This is a genomic window from Streptomyces sp. NPDC029014, from assembly GCF_055564695.1.
Map to the genome: position 1 here is coordinate 1 of NZ_JBVHVT010000064.1, position 16250 is coordinate 16250.

The 16250-nt window shown below is 72.8% G+C and carries 12 protein-coding genes; 6 read left to right on the top strand and 6 right to left on the bottom strand.

The annotated features are described in order from the left end of the window. The first annotated feature begins 207 nt into the window (after nucleotides 1-207). Nucleotides 208-1284, top strand: coding sequence for a WxL protein peptidoglycan domain-containing protein (locus ACZ4VL_RS29030; protein WP_468205591.1), 1077 nt, complete (start codon nucleotides 208-210; stop codon nucleotides 1282-1284). A gap of 123 nt (nucleotides 1285-1407) precedes the next feature. On the opposite strand, the gene ACZ4VL_RS29035 is transcribed toward ACZ4VL_RS29030, so the two are convergent. From ACZ4VL_RS29035 to iolC, 4 genes are read right to left on the bottom strand one after another with little or no spacing between them, the layout of a single operon-like run. Next, nucleotides 1408-2907, bottom strand: a complete 1500-nt coding sequence (locus ACZ4VL_RS29035) for a CoA-acylating methylmalonate-semialdehyde dehydrogenase (RefSeq protein ID WP_468205593.1) — start codon at nucleotides 2905-2907, stop codon at nucleotides 1408-1410. Between the two features lie 13 nt (nucleotides 2908-2920). Next, nucleotides 2921-4789 (bottom strand): 3D-(3,5/4)-trihydroxycyclohexane-1,2-dione acylhydrolase (decyclizing), encoded by a 1869-nt coding sequence (iolD, locus tag ACZ4VL_RS29040; protein WP_468205595.1) that lies wholly within the window; start codon nucleotides 4787-4789, stop codon nucleotides 2921-2923. Next, nucleotides 4786-5682 carry a 5-deoxy-glucuronate isomerase gene (gene iolB, locus ACZ4VL_RS29045; RefSeq protein WP_468205598.1) on the bottom strand — a complete coding sequence of 299 codons (897 nt, stop codon included), beginning with the start codon at nucleotides 5680-5682 and terminating at the stop codon, nucleotides 4786-4788. The genes iolD and iolB overlap by 4 nt, the downstream gene beginning before the upstream one ends. Continuing rightward, nucleotides 5679-6587 (bottom strand): 5-dehydro-2-deoxygluconokinase, encoded by a 909-nt coding sequence (gene iolC / locus ACZ4VL_RS29050; RefSeq protein ID WP_468205685.1) that lies wholly within the window; start codon nucleotides 6585-6587, stop codon nucleotides 5679-5681. Before iolC ends, iolB begins: the two co-directional genes overlap by 4 nt. Before the next feature lie 81 nt (nucleotides 6588-6668). Between iolC and ACZ4VL_RS29055 the strand changes: the two genes are divergently transcribed. The 5 genes from ACZ4VL_RS29055 to ACZ4VL_RS29075 all read left to right on the top strand — a co-directional run bounded on the left by ACZ4VL_RS29055 (nucleotide 6669) and on the right by ACZ4VL_RS29075 (nucleotide 12034). Further along, a complete protein-coding gene (locus tag ACZ4VL_RS29055) occupies nucleotides 6669-7583 on the top strand; it encodes a sugar phosphate isomerase/epimerase family protein (protein ID WP_468205601.1) in 915 nt (304 codons plus the stop codon). A gap of 114 nt (nucleotides 7584-7697) precedes the next feature. Next, nucleotides 7698-8708 carry a Gfo/Idh/MocA family protein gene (locus ACZ4VL_RS29060; protein WP_468205603.1) on the top strand — a complete coding sequence of 337 codons (1011 nt, stop codon included), beginning with the start codon at nucleotides 7698-7700 and terminating at the stop codon, nucleotides 8706-8708. A 228-nt stretch (nucleotides 8709-8936) separates the two neighbouring features. Further along, nucleotides 8937-9134 (top strand): helix-turn-helix transcriptional regulator, encoded by a 198-nt coding sequence (locus ACZ4VL_RS29065; protein ID WP_468205605.1) that lies wholly within the window; start codon nucleotides 8937-8939, stop codon nucleotides 9132-9134. Between the two features lie 216 nt (nucleotides 9135-9350). Then, entirely contained in the window at nucleotides 9351-9584 is a 234-nt protein-coding gene (locus tag ACZ4VL_RS29070) for a heavy-metal-associated domain-containing protein (RefSeq protein ID WP_468205608.1), read from the top strand. A 140-nt stretch (nucleotides 9585-9724) separates the two neighbouring features. After that, a complete protein-coding gene (locus ACZ4VL_RS29075) occupies nucleotides 9725-12034 on the top strand; it encodes a heavy metal translocating P-type ATPase (RefSeq protein ID WP_468205610.1) in 2310 nt (769 codons plus the stop codon). Nucleotides 12035-12454: 420 nt separating this feature from the next. On the opposite strand, the gene ACZ4VL_RS29080 is transcribed toward ACZ4VL_RS29075, so the two are convergent. Further along, nucleotides 12455-13744, bottom strand: coding sequence for a citrate synthase (locus tag ACZ4VL_RS29080; protein ID WP_468205612.1), 1290 nt, complete (start codon nucleotides 13742-13744; stop codon nucleotides 12455-12457). 166 nt (nucleotides 13745-13910) lie between these two features. Continuing rightward, a complete protein-coding gene (recD2, locus tag ACZ4VL_RS29085; protein WP_468205615.1) occupies nucleotides 13911-16154 on the bottom strand; it encodes an SF1B family DNA helicase RecD2 in 2244 nt (747 codons plus the stop codon). Between the last annotated feature and the right edge of the window lie 96 nt (nucleotides 16155-16250).

Sequence of the window (16250 nt, forward strand, 5' to 3'; positions counted from 1 at the left end):
GTTGTTTCTCTTGTGTTGTGTTTTCAGACGCTACGCCATCCCCCCCCACCCCCCCCCCCCCCCCCCCCCCCCCCCCCCCCCCCCCCCCCCCCCCCCCCCCCCCCCCCCCCCCCACCCCCCGTTTCCCGGACCTCCCGTGCACCCCCGTCCGACATCCCCGTCCGACATCCCCATCCGACGCCGACGCCGCCGCCGACGGGAGAGCCCATGCGCCGCCCCACCCGTACGACTCCGCCCGGCCCGCGCCGCCTCCCGCTCCTCGGCCTGCTGGCCCTGCTGGCGGCGCTGCTGCTGCCCACCGCCGGCGCCCACCCGGCCGCGGCCGCGGACAACGGCACCTGGGGGGTGTTCCCGACCCCGCCGGCCGGCGCCGCGGTGACCGACCGGGCCTACTTCTTCCACCAGGGGGCGGCGGGCACCACCGTCAGCGACAGCGTGACGGTCGTGAACTCCTCCGACCGGGAGCGGACGTTCCGGCTCTTCGCCACCGACGCCGTGAACACCCCGGTCGGGGGGGCCTTCGCCCTGCTGCCGGTGGACCGCGCACCGCGGGACGTCGGCGCGTGGGTCGCTCTGGCCCCGCAGGCCGCGACCACCGTGACCGTGCCGGCCCGGGGCCGCCTGGACGTCCCGTTCACCGTGCGGGTCCCGCAGGACGCCGCTCCCGGCGACCACGTCGGCGGCATCGTCGCGCTCGGCACCGAGGTGGAGGGCGTCCAGCAGGACGGCAAGGTGCAGGTGGGGGTCAAGCGGCAGGTCGGCGCCCGGCTGTACTTCCGCGTGCCGGGACCGCTTGCGCCCGGGCTGAGCGTGGAGGACGTACGGGTGCGGCGGTCCGCACCGCTGCTGCCGTGGGTCCGCGAGGCCCGCGCCACCGTCTCGTACGCCCTGGTCAACCGCGGCAACGTGGTGATCGAGCCGCGGGTGGCGGTCAGGGCCGGGGGCCTTTTCGGCCGCACCCTGCTGGACCGGCCGGCCCGCGAGCAGCGGCTGGTGCTGCTGCCGGGGCAGCGCATCGAGCTGACCGAACCCTGGCCGGACGCACCGCAGTCGGACCGGGTCACCGTACGGGTCTCCGCGGGGGCGGCGGCCTACCCGGACCTGGCCGCGGAGTCCGTCGTACGGTTCACCGCCGTGCCGTGGCCGGCGCTCGCCCTGCTCCTGCTGCTCGCGGCCGCGGCCGTCACCGCCCGCGCCCTGCACCGCCGCCGCGGCACATCCGCTCCGGACAGCGGCACCGACACCGACGCCGATCCCGCCCCGGACCTGGCCCCGACCCCCTGAACCACGGGAACCCCCGGCCGTGAGGGCGGCCGGGGGTTCCTGCCGGGGCCCTGCGGGGGCCCTACGGGGGTCCTGCGGGGGTTTTCCGTCAGCGGGCGGGTCGGGGACCCGCCCGCCGGCCGGTCAGTGGTTGCGGGGGAAGCCGAGGTCCACGCCCACCGGGGCCTCGGACGGGTCGGGCCAGCGGGTCGTGACGACCTTGCCGCGGGTGTAGAAGTGGATGCCGTCGTTGCCGTAGATGTGGTGGTCGCCGAAGAGGGAGTCCTTCCACCCGCCGAAGGAGTGGTAGCCCACCGGCACCGGGATCGGCACGTTGACGCCGACCATGCCCGCCTGGATCTCCAGCTGGAAGCGGCGGGCGGCGCCGCCGTCCCGGGTGAAGATCGCGGTGCCGTTGCCGAACGGCGAGGCGTTGATGAGGGCCACGCCCTCCTCGTAGGTCTCGGTGCGCAGCACGCACAGGACCGGGCCGAAGATCTCGTCGCGGTAGGCGTCGGAGTCGGTGCGGACGTGGTCGAGCAGGGACAGGCCGATCCAGTGGCCGTTCTCGTAGCCGTCGACCGTGTGGCCGGTGCCGTCGAGGACGACCTCGGCGCCCTGGTCGGCGGCGCCCTTGACGTACGAGGCGACCTTGTCGCGGTGGGCGGCCGTGATCAGCGGGCCCATCTCGGACGTGGGGTCGTTGCCCGGGCCGATCTTGATCTTCTCGGCGCGCTCGCGGATCTTCTCGACGAGGGCGTCGCCGATGGCGCCGACGGCCACGACCGCGGAGATCGCCATGCAGCGCTCGCCGGCCGAGCCGTAGGCGGCCGAGACCGCGGCGTCGGCGGCCGCGTCCAGGTCGGCGTCGGGCAGCACCAGCATGTGGTTCTTGGCGCCGCCCAGGGCCTGGACGCGCTTGCCGTTGGCGGACGCGGTGGTGTGGATGTAGCGGGCGATGGGGGTGGAGCCGACGAAGGACACGGCCGCCACGTCCGGGTGCTCCAGCAGGGCGTCGACGGCGACCTTGTCGCCGTGCACCACGTTCAGCACGCCGTCCGGCAGGCCGGCCTCCTGGGCCAGCTCGGCCAGCTTGTTCGCGGCCGACGGGTCCTTCTCGCTCGGCTTGAGGACGAAGGTGTTGCCGCAGGCGACGGCCAGGGGGAACATCCACATCGGCACCATCGCCGGGAAGTTGAACGGGGTGATGCCGGCGACCACGCCGAGCGGCTGGCGGATGGCGGCGACGTCGACCCGGTTCGACACGGACGTCGACAGCTCGCCCTTGAGCTGGGTGGTGATCCCGCAGGCCAGTTCGACGATCTCCAGGCCGCGCGCGACCTCGCCGAGGGCGTCCGAGTGGACCTTGCCGTGCTCGGCGGTGATCAGCTCGGCGATGTCGTCGCGGTGCGCGTCGAGCAGTGCCCGGTAGGCGAAGAGCACCTTGGTGCGGGCGGCCAGCGAGGACTGGCCCCACGTCTCGAAGGCCTCCTTGGCGACCTGTACGGCCGCGTCGACCTCGGCCGTGGAGGCGAGGGCGACCTGCGTGGTGATCTCACCGGTGGCGGGGTCGGTGACCGGGCCGTAGTTGCCCGACGCGCCCTCGACGGTCTTGCCACCGATCCAGTGGTTGACGGTCTTCATTGCCTTTGCTCCTTCACAGATGGCGACGTCGCTGAGCGGCTTGCCGGTCGTACTCCTCGCGGGCCCGGACCGCTGCCGCACGGGTCGCGGTCTCGGCCACAGGAACATCCCACCACGCCTGTGCCGGGGGCGGGCCCGACACAGTGTCGGGTGTTCGGGTCTGTGCGTAGACACATGTGGGACGGTCGGCCCCCCGCGCCTCGGCAAGGGCTTTACGCAGGTCACCGATGGTGTGGGCGCGGATCACGGCCATCCCGAGGGAGGCTGCGTTGGCCGCCAGGTCCACCGGCAGGGGTGGTCCCGTGTACGAGCCGTCGTCCGCCCGGAAGCGGTACGCGGTCCCGAACCCCTCCCCGCCCACGGCGTCGGAGAGGCCGCCGATGGAGGCGTAGCCGTGGTTGTCGAGGATGACCACCTTGATCGGGACGCCCTCCTGCACCGCGGTGACGATCTCGGTGGGGTTCATCAGGTACGAGCCGTCGCCGACGAGCGCCCACACGGGCCGGCCGGGGTCGGCGAGGGCGACGCCGAGGGCGGCCGGGATCTCGTAGCCCATGCAGGAGTAGCCGTACTCGACGTGGTACTGGTGCGGGGAGCGGGCCCGCCAGAGCCTGTGCAGGTCGCCGGGGAGCGACCCGGCCGCGTTGACGATCACGTCGGTGTCGTCGACCAGGGCGTCGAGGGCGCCGAGGACCTGGGCCTGGGTGGGGCGGGCGGTGTCGTCGGGGGCGTGGAAGGCCTGGTCGACCAGGGCCTCCCAGTAGGTCTTGGCCTTGCGGTAGGTCTGCTCGTAGGCGGGGTCCACCCGGTGGCCGGTGAGCTCGGCGCGCAGGGCGTCCAGGGTCTCGCGGGCGTCGCCGACGAGGGGCAGCGCGGCCTGTTTGTGGGCGTCGTACGGGTCGAGGTTGAGGCCGAGGAAGCGGACCCCGGGGTCCTGGAAGAGGGTGGAGGAGGCGGTGGTGAAGTCGGTCAGCCGGGTGCCGGCGGCGATGACCAGGTCGGCGGCGCGCGCCAGGTCGTCGGCGGTGGCGGTGCCGGTGTGGCCGACGGCTCCCACCTCGGCCGGGTGGTCGTGGCGCAGCGCGCCCTTTCCGGCCTGGGTGGCGGCGACCGGGATGCCGGTGGCCTCGGCGAAGTCGCGCAGGGCGTCCTCGGCGGCGCTGTGGTGGATGCCGCCGCCGGCGATCAGCAGGGGGCGACGGGCGGCGCGGACTGCCTCGGCGGCGGCCCGCAGCTCGGCGGTTCCGGGCCGGGGCCGGCGTACGGTCCACACCCGCTCGGCGAAGAACTCCTCGGGCCAGTCGTACGCCTCGGTCTGGACGTCCTGCGGCAGGGCCAGGGTCACGGCGCCGGTCTGCACGGGGTCGGCGAGGACCCGCATGGCCTGGAGGGCGGCCGGGACGAGGGCCTCGGGGCGGGTGACCCGGTCGAAGTGGCGGGAGACCGGCCGCAGGGCGTCGTTGACGGAGACGTCGCCCGCGTGGGGCACTTCGAGCTGCTGGAGCACGGGGTCGGCGGGCCGGGTGGCGAAGGTGTCGCCGGGCAGCAGGAGGACGGGGATCCGGTTGATGGTGGCGAGCGCGGCGCCGGTGACCAGGTTGGTGGCGCCCGGGCCGATGGAGGTGGTGACGGCGTGCGCGGAGAGCCGGCCGCTGTGGCGGGCGTAGCCGACGGCGGCGTGCACCATGGCCTGCTCGTTGCGGCCCTGGATGAAGGGCATGTCCGACCGGCCGGTCTCCAGGAGGGCCTGGCCGATACCGGCGACGTTGCCGTGTCCGAAGATCCCCCAGGTGGCCGCGACCAGCCGCCGGCGGCGGCCGTCCCGCTCGGTGTACTGGCGGGTGAGGAAGCGGACGAGGGCCTGGGCGACGGTGAGCCTCATCGGGTCGGGTCCTCCGCTCGGTGGAAGGGCAGCCGGGGGTCCACGTCCTGGCCGGGCCAGGTGTCGCGGATCCAGGCGTGGTCGGGGTGGTCCCGGATCAGCCACTCCCGGGCCCGGTCCGGTCCGGCCATCACGTTGAGGTAGTACATGTCGTGTCCGGGGGCGGCGATGGACGGCCCGTGCCAGCCGTCCGGGATGAGGACCGCGTCACCGGTCCGCACTTCGGCGAGGACGTCGGTCTTCCCCGCCGGGGAGGGGCTGACACGCTGGTACCCGAAGCCGGGCGTGTCCCCGTGCGGGGCGATCTCGTAGTAGTAGACCTCCTCCAGGCGGGACTCCCGGCCGGGGTCGTGCTCGTCGTGCTTGTGCGGCGGGTACGAGGACCAGTTGCCGCCGGGGGTGAGCACCTCGACCGCGATGAGCCGGTCGCAGGCGAAGGCGTCGGCGGCGGCGAAGTTGTTGACCTGGCGGGAGCAGCGGCCGGCGCCGCGCAGTTCGACGGGGACGTCGCCGGCGGGACCGTAGCGGGCGGGCAGCACCCGCTCGCAGACGGCGCCGGCCAGCGCGAACCGGCCTCCCTGCGGGGCGGTGATGTTGCTGCGGCTGTCGCGCGGCAGGTAGGCGAAGTCGCTGACGGCGTCGAAGACGGAGGCGCGGCCCCGGAGCTCGAACGTGCTGGTGCCGCCGCCCTCGCCGTCGCGCGGGCCCGACCCCGACTTCTGGTCCCGCGCCGCGCCCGGCGCCGGCGAGGTGCAGCGGACCGCCGCCGGGCCGGCCAGCGGCAGGACGATCCACTCGCACTCCCCCGCCTCGTGCTCGTACGTCCCGCCGGGTTCGAGGGACAGGACGCGCAGCCGGGCGTGCGGCAGCGCGTGCTCGACCAGGGTCGTCATCCGAGCAGCTCCTCGATCTCGGCGGGGTATGGCATGGCCGGGGAGCACGCCAGCCGGGAGGCGACGATCGCCCCGGCCGCGTTCGCGTACCGGAGCACCCGGGGCAGCTCCCAGCCCTCCAGCAGGCCGTGGCACAGCGCGCCGCCGAAGGCGTCGCCCGCGCCCAGCCCGTTGACCACCTCCACCTCCAGGGGTGCGGCCTCGGCCACGGTCCCGTCGCGGTGCACGGCCAGGACGCCGTCGGGGCCCCGCTTGACGACGGCCAGCTCGACCCCGGCCGCCAGCAGCGCCCGGGCCGCCGCGTGCGGGTCGGACTCGCCGGTCGCGACCGCGCACTCCTGCGTGTTGCCGACGGCCACCGTGGCCAGGCCCAGGGCCTGCGCGTAGGGCTTCGCCGGGTCCTCCTCCCACAGCATGGGCCGCCAGTCCAGGTCGAAGACGGTGATCCCGGCCTTGGCCCTGGCTTCGAGGGCGGCCAGCGTGGCGGCCCGGCTCGGCTGCGCGCTCAGGCCCGTGCCCGTCATCCAGAACACGCGGGCCGCCCGCAGTGCGGCGGGGTCGAGTTCGTCGGCCGCGATCTCCAGGTCCGGCGCCTTGGGCAGGCGGTAGAAGTACAGCGGGAAGTGGTCGGGCGGGAACACCTCGCAGAACGTCAGCGGGGTGGGGTACGCGGCCACTTCGGCCAGCCAGCGGTCGTCGACCCCGAATCGCCGCAGCTCGGCCCGCAGGTACGCCCCGAAGGGGTCCGCCCCGGTCCGGCTGATCAGCGCGGTGCGCCGGCCGAGCCGGGCCGCGGCGACGGCCACGTTGGCGGGCGACCCGCCCAGGAACTTCCCGAAGGTGTCCGCCTCCGCGAGCGGTACGCCCGTTCTGAGGGGGTAGAGATCCACCCCGATCCGCCCCATCGTGATGAGGTCGAAAACGACATCCTCGGCTGTGGTCACAGGCAAGTCCTCCCACTCGTCTCGCACCCTAAGGTGGCCGTCATGACGTCCTCCCCGCCCGCGTTGACCCGTATCCGCATCGGTTCGGCTCCGGACTCGTGGGGTGTCTGGTTTCCCGAAGATCCGCAGCAGACCCCGTGGAACCGCTTCCTCGACGAGGTCGCCGGGGCCGGGTACGAGTGGATCGAGCTCGGGCCGTACGGCTACCTCCCCACCGATCCCGCCCGGCTCGCCGACGAGACCGCGGGGCGGGGCCTGCGCGTCAGCGCGGGCACCGTCTTCACCGGACTCCATCACGGGCCCACCGTGTGGGAGGAGACCTGGGAGCACGTGTCGCGGATCGCCGCACTGACCCGGGCCATGGGCGCGGAGCACCTGGTCGTCATCCCGTCCTTCTGGCGGGACGACAAGACCGGCAAGGTGCTGGAGGACAGGGAGCTCACTGCCGGGCAATGGCGCGAACTGACCGCGCAGACCGAGCGGCTGGGCCGGGAGGTGCGGGAGCGGTACGGGCTGCGGATCGTGGTCCACCCGCACGCCGACACGCACATCGACACCGCCGCGAACGTGGCCCGCTTCCTGGACGCCACCGACCCCGACCTGGTCTCCCTCTGCCTGGACACCGGGCACTACGCGTACTGCGGCGGCGACAGCGTCCGGGCCATCGAGACGTTCGGCGAGCGGATCGGCTACCTGCACCTGAAGCAGGTCGACCCGCGGATCCTCGCCGAAGTCGTCGCGGAGGAGCTGCCGTTCGGCCCGGCCGTCGCCCGGGGAGTGATGTGCGAACCGCCGGCGGGCGTGCCCGCGCTGGAGCCCGTGCTCGCGGCCGCCCAGCGGCTCGGTGTGGACCTCTTCGCCATCGTGGAGCAGGACATGTACCCCTGCCCGCCCGACCGCCCGCTGCCGATCGCCCGCCGCACCCGCGCCTACCTGCGCTCCTGCGGCGCCCGTTGACCGCGGGAACACCGACAGTCCGACGGTCGACCACCCGACCGTCGACCACCCGTCCGTCGACCGCCCGACCGCTGACGACCTGACCGCTGACCGCCCGCCTGGAGGGAAAACGACATGAGCACGCTCGGCATCGCCGTCATCGGGACCGGGAAGATGGGCTCCGACCACGTCCGCCGGATCGGGCGGACGGTCGGCGGGGCCCGGGTGGTCGCCGTGGCCGACCCGGACGGGGACCGGGCCAAGGAGGTCGCGGCCGGCCTGGACGGGGTGGGCGCCCACACGGACGCCGCCGCCGCGATTGCCGCGCCGGGGGTGCAGGCCGTCCTGATCGCCTCTCCCGGGGCCGCGCACGAGGAGGCCATCGGGCTGGCCCTGGAGCGGGGGCTGCCGGTGCTCTGCGAGAAGCCGATGACCCCGGACACCGCGGGGGCGCTGCGCGTGATGGAGGCCGAGCAGCGGCTGGGCCGGCGCCTGGTGCAGGTGGGGTTCATGAGGCGGCACGACACGGAGTACGAGGAGCTCAAGGAGCTGCTGGACGGGGGCGGGATCGGTCGGCCGCTGTTCCTGCACTGCCGGCACCGCAACGCCACCTCCCTGCCCTTCTTCACCAGCGACAGCCTGATCAACGACTCGCTGGTGCACGAGGTCGACGCGACCCGCTGGCTGCTGGGGCAGGAGATCACCGCGGTGTCGGTCTTCTCCCCGCCGCCGACCTCGGCGGCCCCGGCGGAGCTGCACGATCCCCGGTTCGTCCTGATGGAGACCTCCGGCGGGACCCTCGTCGACGTGGAGGTCTTCGTCAACTGCGGCTTCGGCTACGAGGTCCGGTGCGAGGCGGTGGGCGAGTCGGGCAGCGCCTCCATCGGCGAGGTGGGGGCGATGACGGTCCGGCGGGCGGGCGCCCGGTCCGGCGCGATCCCGCAGGACTTCACCGTCCGCTTCGCCGACGCGTACGACCGCCAGTTGCGGCGGTGGGTGGCCGCGGCCGCCCGGGGCGGGGTGGCCGGACCCGATGCGTGGGACGGCTATGCGGCGGCGGCCGTCTGCGAGGCCGGGGTGGCGGCGTCGCGCAGTGGGGTCCGTACCCCGGTGGAGCTGGTGGAGCGGCCGGCCCTGTACCGCTGAGCCGCGGGGTGGGGCACCCCCGGGTGCCCCACCCGTCACAGGAATCCCCCGCGGCTCAGGTATGTCCGCATTACGCCATTTTTCCGTCACAGGCATTCGACAAGCCCTCCCCCGCCCCCGCACCGCGTCGTTCTCCGGGCACAACCCGAGTGATCGTCTGTGTCCACGCGCCGGCTCCCCCCGACGGCCTTCCGGCCGGCCCGCCACGTGGACGAGGAGGTGTCGTCGATGAGCGACGGACAGCTGTGGTCGTACAAGGAGATCGCCGCCCACATCCGGGTCAAGCCGGACTCGGTCCGCTCGTACCGCAAGCACGGACTGCTTCCCGCACCCGACCACGTGGAGGGCGGCAAGCCCTACTGGCTCGCCGACACGATCCGGGGGTGGGCGGCCCGCCGTCCCGGCAACCGGCGTCGCGGCGACTGACCCGGCCGCCCGCGCCCCCTCCCCCACCGCCCCGTCCGGGATCACCGGGCGGGGTCCGTCGTACCGGAACCGCCGCACCGGGAAATCGCCGACACCTCTCGCATTCATACCCCCTAGGGGTATAGTCTCCGAGTGTCGGGAGGACGGTGGAGTGACAGCCCCCGCGCCGCCACCCCTTCCGGCAGCACCGGACGCACCTTCGAAGAGGAGAACGACATGACCGCCGAGACGGACACCCAGACCACCACCGTCTACCGGGTGACGGGCATGACCTGCGGCCACTGCGAGGGCGCGGTGACCACCGAGCTCTCCGCCCTGCCGGGCGTCACCTCGGTCAAGGCCGTCGCCGCGACCGGCGAGGTCACCGTGGTCTCCGCAGCGCCGCTCGCGGACGAGGACGTCCGCGCCGCCGTCGACGAGGCCGGCTACGAGTTCACCGGCCGCGCCTGAGGCCCACGGCCCTCCGCGGCAGCGCTTCGAGCGCTTCGAGCACCCCTCCCGCACTTCCCGCACCTGCGCAGCACCCGACCGGGCCGTACCTCCAGCTCATACTGGATCCGTACGGCCCGGATCCCCCTTGGAGCCGGATCATGAGCATGAGCACGAGTACGAGCAGCAGTACGGTGCACGACGGACCCATAGCGGCGGCGCCCGCCGACACCACCGAGGTCGAGCTGACGATCGGCGGGATGACCTGCGCCTCCTGCGCGGCCCGCATCGAGAAGAAGCTCAACCGGATGGACGGCGTCAGCGCCACGGTGAACTACGCCACCGAGAAGGCGCGGGTCTCCTACAGCCCCGGCACCTCGGTGGCCGACCTGATCGCCACCGTCGTCAAGACCGGGTACACCGCCGAGGAGCCCCCTCCACCGGCCCCGCTGCCCGAGGCCGAAGCGGAAGCGGAAGCCGAGGCCCCGAAGCGGGCGACGGACCCGGAGACGGCCGCCCTGCGCCAGCGGCTGCTGGTCTCCGCCGCGCTCTCGCTGCCCGTCGTCCTGCTCGCCATGGTCCCGGCCCTCCAGTTCGACAACTGGCAGTGGCTCTCGCTGACCCTCGCCGCCCCCGTGGTCGTCTGGGGCGCGCTGCCCTTCCACCGGGCCGCCTGGACCAACGCCCGGCACGGCGCCGCCACCATGGACACCCTGGTCTCCGTCGGCACGCTCGCCGCCTTCACCTGGTCCCTGTGGGCCCTGTTCTTCGGCCACGCCGGCATGCCCGGCATGCGCCACGGCTTCGACTTCACGACCTCCCGCTCCGACGGCGCCTCCACCATCTACCTGGAGGTCGCCGCCGGCGTCGTCAGCTTCATCCTGCTCGGCCGCTACCTGGAGGCCCGCTCGAAGCGGAAGGCGGGCGCCGCGCTGAAGGCCCTGATGGAGCTCGGCGCCAAGGACGTCGCCGTGCTGCGCGGCGGCCGGGAGGTTCGGATCCCCGTGAGCGCCCTCGCGGTCGGCGACCGGTTCGTCGTCCGCCCCGGCGAGAAGATCGCCACCGACGGCACGGTCGTCGAGGGCAGCTCCGCCGTGGACGCCTCCATGCTGACCGGCGAGTCGGTCCCGGTGGACACCGGCGTCGGCGACGCCGTCACCGGCGCCACCGTCAACACCTCCGGCCGCCTCGTCGTCGAGGCCACCCGGATCGGCGCCGACACCCAGCTGGCCCGCATGGCCAAGCTCGTCGAGGACGCGCAGAACGGCAAGGCCGAGGTGCAGCGGCTCGCCGACCGGATCTCCGGGATCTTCGTCCCCGTCGTCCTGCTCCTGGCCCTCGGCACCTGGGTCACCTGGCTGTTGCTCACCGACGACGCCACCGCCGCCTTCACCGCCGCCGTGGCCGTCCTGATCATCGCCTGCCCCTGCGCCCTGGGCCTCGCCACCCCGACCGCGCTGATGGTCGGTACCGGGCGCGGCGCCCAGCTGGGCATCCTGATCAAGGGGCCCGAGGTGCTGGAGTCCACCCGCCGCGTCGACACGGTCGTCCTCGACAAGACCGGGACGGTCACCACGGGTCGGATGGCCCTGGTCGGCGTCCACCCCGCCGAGGGCACGGACGCGGCGGAGCTGCTGCGCCTCGCCGGCTCCCTGGAGCACGCCTCCGAGCACCCGATCGCCCGGGCCATCGCCTCCGGGGCGGCCGAGCGGGCCGGCGCGCTGCCGGTCCCGGAGTCCTTCGAGAACCTCGCCGGGCTCGGCGTCCAGGGCGTCGTGGAGGGCCACGCCGTCCTGGTGGGTCGCCCCCGGCTGCTCGACGACTGGTCGATCCCCCTGCCGGAGGGGCTCGCCGAGGCCAAGGCGGCCGCCGAGGCCGAGGGCAGCACCGCCGTCCTGGTGGCCTGGGACGGTGCGGCGCGCGGGGTCCTGACGGTGGCCGACGCGGTGAAGGACACCAGCGCGGAGGCGGTCTCCCGGCTGCGGGCGCTCGGCCTCACGCCGGTCCTGCTGACCGGCGACAACCGGGCCGTGGCCGAGACGGTGGCCCGGGAGGTGGGCATCGACGAGGTGATCGCCGAGGTGCTCCCCCAGGACAAGGCCGACGTCGTACGCCGCCTGCAGGCCGAGGGGCGTACGGTCGCCATGGTCGGCGACGGCGTCAACGACGCGGCCGCGCTCGCCCAGGCCGACCTGGGCCTGGCCATGGGCACCGGTACGGACGCCGCCATCGAGGCGAGCGACCTGACCCTGGTGCGCGGGGACCTGCGGGTCGCGGCGGACGCGATCCGGCTCTCGCGCCGGACCCTCGGCACCATCAAGGGCAACCTGTTCTGGGCCTTCGGCTACAACGTGGCGGCGCTGCCGCTCGCCGCGGCCGGCCTGCTCAACCCGATGATCGCGGGGGCAGCGATGGCTTTCTCCTCGGTTTTCGTGGTGACGAACAGCCTGCGTCTGCGATCCTTCCGCTGAGGCCCTTCTCCTCACTCTGCGCACACTTCCTTCACAGGAGACGCAGATCACACTGTTGACAACGTAACCATCGGGCCCCGCAGTGGGTCTAATGGGGCGATGCCGGAACGTCTTGGGGGACGTTCGACGGGGGTCTTGGGGGACATCCGTGGCATCGGCCGGCCGGGACGCGCGCTCAACGGGGTGCTTTGAGCGGCCCTCCCGACCCGTGCGGGTCCCGGCAGACACCCGACCGGAGCGCAACCGGCCTGCGCTCCTCGCCGACACCCGGCCCGGATCCCGTGGGGGGAATCCGGTGCCGGGGACAGGAAAAGCGCCCCGACCGTCGACCCGTGGGGGGATCGACGGCGGGGCGCTTTTCGCTGCTCCGGGACCGGGCCGGCCGCGTACGGCCGGCCCGTCGGCTCGCTACCGCTGGGGTCAGCGGGCCTCGACCGGCACGAAGTCGCGCTCGACGACACCGGTGTAGATCTGGCGCGGGCGACCGATGCGGGAACCCGGCTCCTTGATCATCTCGTGCCACTGGGCGATCCAGCCGGGCAGCCGGCCGAGCGCGAAGAGCACGGTGAACATCTCGGTCGGGAAGCCCATGGCGCGGTAGATCAGACCCGTGTAGAAGTCCACGTTCGGGTACAGGTTGCGCTGGACGAAGTAGTCGTCGGAGAGCGCGTGCTCTTCGAGCTTCAGGGCGATGTCGAGCAGCTCGTCGGACTTGCCGAGGGCCGAGAGGACATCGTGGGCGGCAGCCTTGATGATCTTCGCGCGGGGGTCGAAGCTCTTGTAGACGCGGTGGCCGAAGCCCATCAGGCGGACGCCGTCCTCCTTGTTCTTCACCTTGTTGATGAAGGAGTCGACGTCGCCACCGTTGGCCTGGATGCCCTCGAGCATCTCCAGCACGGACTGGTTGGCGCCACCGTGCAGCGGGCCCCACAGGGCCGAGATGCCGGCGGAGATCGAGGCGAACATGTTCGCCTGCGAGGAGCCCACCAGGCGGACCGTGGAGGTGGAGCAGTTCTGCTCGTGGTCCGCGTGCAGGATCAGCAGCTTGTCGAGCGCGGAGACCACGACCGGGTCCAGCTCGTACTCCTGGGCCGGCACGGAGAAGGTCATGCGCAGGAAGTTCTCGACGTAGCCGAGGTCGTTGCGCGGGTAGACGACCGGGTGGCCGACCGACTTCTTGAACGCGTAGGCCGCGATCGTCGGCAGCTTGGCCAGCAGGCGGATCGTCGAGAGGTGGCGCTGCTTCTCGTCGAACGGGTTGTGGCTGTCCTGGTAGAACGTCGACAGCGCGCTGACCACGGAGGACAGCATGGCCATCGGGTGCGCGTCGCGCGGGAAGCCGTCGTAGAACCGCTTGACGTCCTCGTGCAGCAGGGTGTGCTGGGTGATCTCGTTGCGGAACGACGCGAGTTGGTCGACGGTCGGCAGCTCACCGTTGATCAGCAGGTACGCGACCTCGATGAAGGTCGAGCGCTCCGCCAGCTGCTCGATCGGGTAGCCGCGGTAGCGCAGGATGCCCTGCTCACCGTCGAGGTAGGTGATCGCGGACTTGTAGGCGGCGGTGTTGCCGTAGCCGCTGTCCAAGGTGACGAGCCCGGTCTGGGCCCTCAGCTTCGAGATGTCGAAGCCCTGGTCACCGACGGTGCTCTCGACCACCGGGTAGGTGTATTCACCGTCCGCGTACCGGAGTACTACAGAGTTGTCGCTCACGTCATCCCTCACCGACGTAGTGCCTCTTCTTCGAGGTGCCCTGACTTCCTCTACCTTCCCCCATTTGGCGCAGGAGAGTGCACTCGGGGTCGGCCTTAGGCTTTTTGGCGGCACTGAGTGCCGTCAACCTGCTTATCCTGCCCCCTCCGCGCCAAATGCGGAAACCCTAGGCGATGTTTCCCACCGGTATGCGGCCGGACAGCCTAGGGGCGACCGCCGTGAACCTCCTGCCTGCGGAAACCGTACGCACTGCCTGGGCCAGGGCCTTGCGGGACCCGACCAGGACGACCAGCTTCTTCGCCCTCGTCACCGCCGTGTAGAGCAGGTTGCGCTGGAGCATCATCCAGGCCCCGGTGGTGACAGGGATCACGACCGCCGGGTACTCGCTGCCCTGGGACCGGTGGATGGTGACGGCGTACGCGTGCGCCAGCTCGTCCAGCTCGGAGAACTCGTACTCGACCTCCTCATCTTCCTCCGTCCGCACCGTCAGGCGCTGTTCGACCAGGTCAAGGGCGGTGACCACGCCGACGGTGCCGTTGAAGACGCCGTTCGCGCCCTTCTCGTAGTTGTTCCGGATCTGGGTGACCTTGTCGCCGACGCGGAAGACCCGGCCGCCGAACCTCTTCTCGGCGAGGTCCGGGCGGGCCGGGGTGACGGCCTGCTGGAGCAGGCTGTTGAGGTTCCCCGCGCCGGCCGGGCCGCGGTGCATGGGTGCGAGTACCTGCACGTCACGGCGCGGGTCGAGGCCGAATCTGGCCGGAACCCGCCGCGCGGCCACGTCCACGGTGAGCCGGCCGGCCGCCTCGGTGTCCTCCTCGGCGAAGAGGAAGAAGTCGGGCAGGCCCTCGGTCAGGGGCGTCAGGCCGGTGTTGATCCGGTGGGCGTTGGTGACCACGCCCGACTGCTGGGCCTGGCGGAAGATCCTGGTCAGGCGGACCGCGGGCACCGGGCTGCCGTCCGCCAGCAGGTCGCGCAGCACCTCCCCGGCGCCGACCGAGGGCAGCTGGTCCACGTCCCCGACGAGCAGCAGGTGCGCCCCCGGTGCCACCGCCTTGACCAGCTTGTTCGCCAGCAGGAGGTCCAGCATCGAGGCCTCGTCGACGACGACCAGGTCGGCGTCGAGCGGCCGGTCCCGGTCGTAGGCGGCGTCCCCGCCCGGCTTGAGCTCCAACAGCCGGTGCACGGTGGACGCCTCGGCCCCGGTCAGCTCCGACAGTCGCTTCGCGGCCCGGCCGGTGGGCGCGGCCAGCACGACCTTGGCCTTCTTGGCCCGGGCCAGCTCGACGATCGACCGCACGGTGAAGGACTTGCCGCAGCCGGGCCCGCCGGTGAGGACGGCGACCTTGCGGGTCAGCGCCAGCTTGACGGCCTCGCGCTGCTCGGGCGCGAGATCGGCCCCGGTGCGCCCGGCCAGCCAGCGCAGGGCCTTGTCCCAGTCCACCTCCCGGAAGGACCCCATCCGGTCGTCCTCGGCGTTCAGCAGCCGGCGCAGCTGCCCCACCAGCGACAGCTCGGCCCGGTGGAAGGGCACGAGGTAGACGGCCGTCAGGTCGGGTCCGCCCTCCGGGTCGGGCACGGCTTCCCGTACGACGCCCTCCGGGTCGGCGGCGAGCTCGGCGAGGCACTCGATGACCAACCCGGTGTCGACCTGGAGCATCTTGACCCCGTCGGCGATCAGCCGCTCTTCGGGGAGGAAGCAGTGGCCCTGGTCGGTCGACTGGGACAGGGCGTACTGGAGGCCGGCCTTGACCCGGTCCGGGCTGTCGTGCGGGATGCCGACGGCCTGCGCGATGCGGTCCGCGGTGAGGAAGCCGATGCCCCACACGTCGGCGGCGAGCCGGTAGGGCTGGTTCTTCACCACCGAGATGGAGGCGTCGGCGTACTTCTTGTAGATGCGGACCGCGATGGAGGTGGAGACGCCGACGCCCTGGAGGAAGACCATGACCTCCTTGATGGCCTTCTGCTCCTCCCAGGCGGCGCCGATCAGCTTCGTCCGCTTGGGGCCGAGGCCGGGCACCTCGACGAGCCGCTTGGGCTCGCTCTCGATGACGTCGAGGGTGTCGGTGCCGAAGTGCTCCACGATCCGGTCGGCGATCCTCGGGCCGATGCCCTTGATCAGGCCGGATCCGAGGTAGCGGCGTATGCCCTGGATGGTGGCGGGCAGCACGGTGCGGTAGTTCTCCACGGTGAACTGCTTGCCGTACTGGGGGTGGGAGCCCCAACGGCCTTCCATGCGCAGCGATTCGCCGGGCTGGGCCCCGAGCAGTGCGCCCACGACGGTCAGCAGGTCGCCGCTGCCCCGGCCGGTGTCGACGCGGGCGACCGTGTAGCCGTTCTCCTCGTTGGCGTAGGTGATGCGTTCGAGCACCCCCTCGACCACCGCCAGTTGCACCGCCCCGTTGCTTGTCATGGCACGAAGTTACCGTCCGGCTCGGACAGCCCGGCAGACCTGTGGAAAACCCGCCGCGGCGCGAGAAGGGGGCCCGGCCTCCCCGGCCGGACCCCC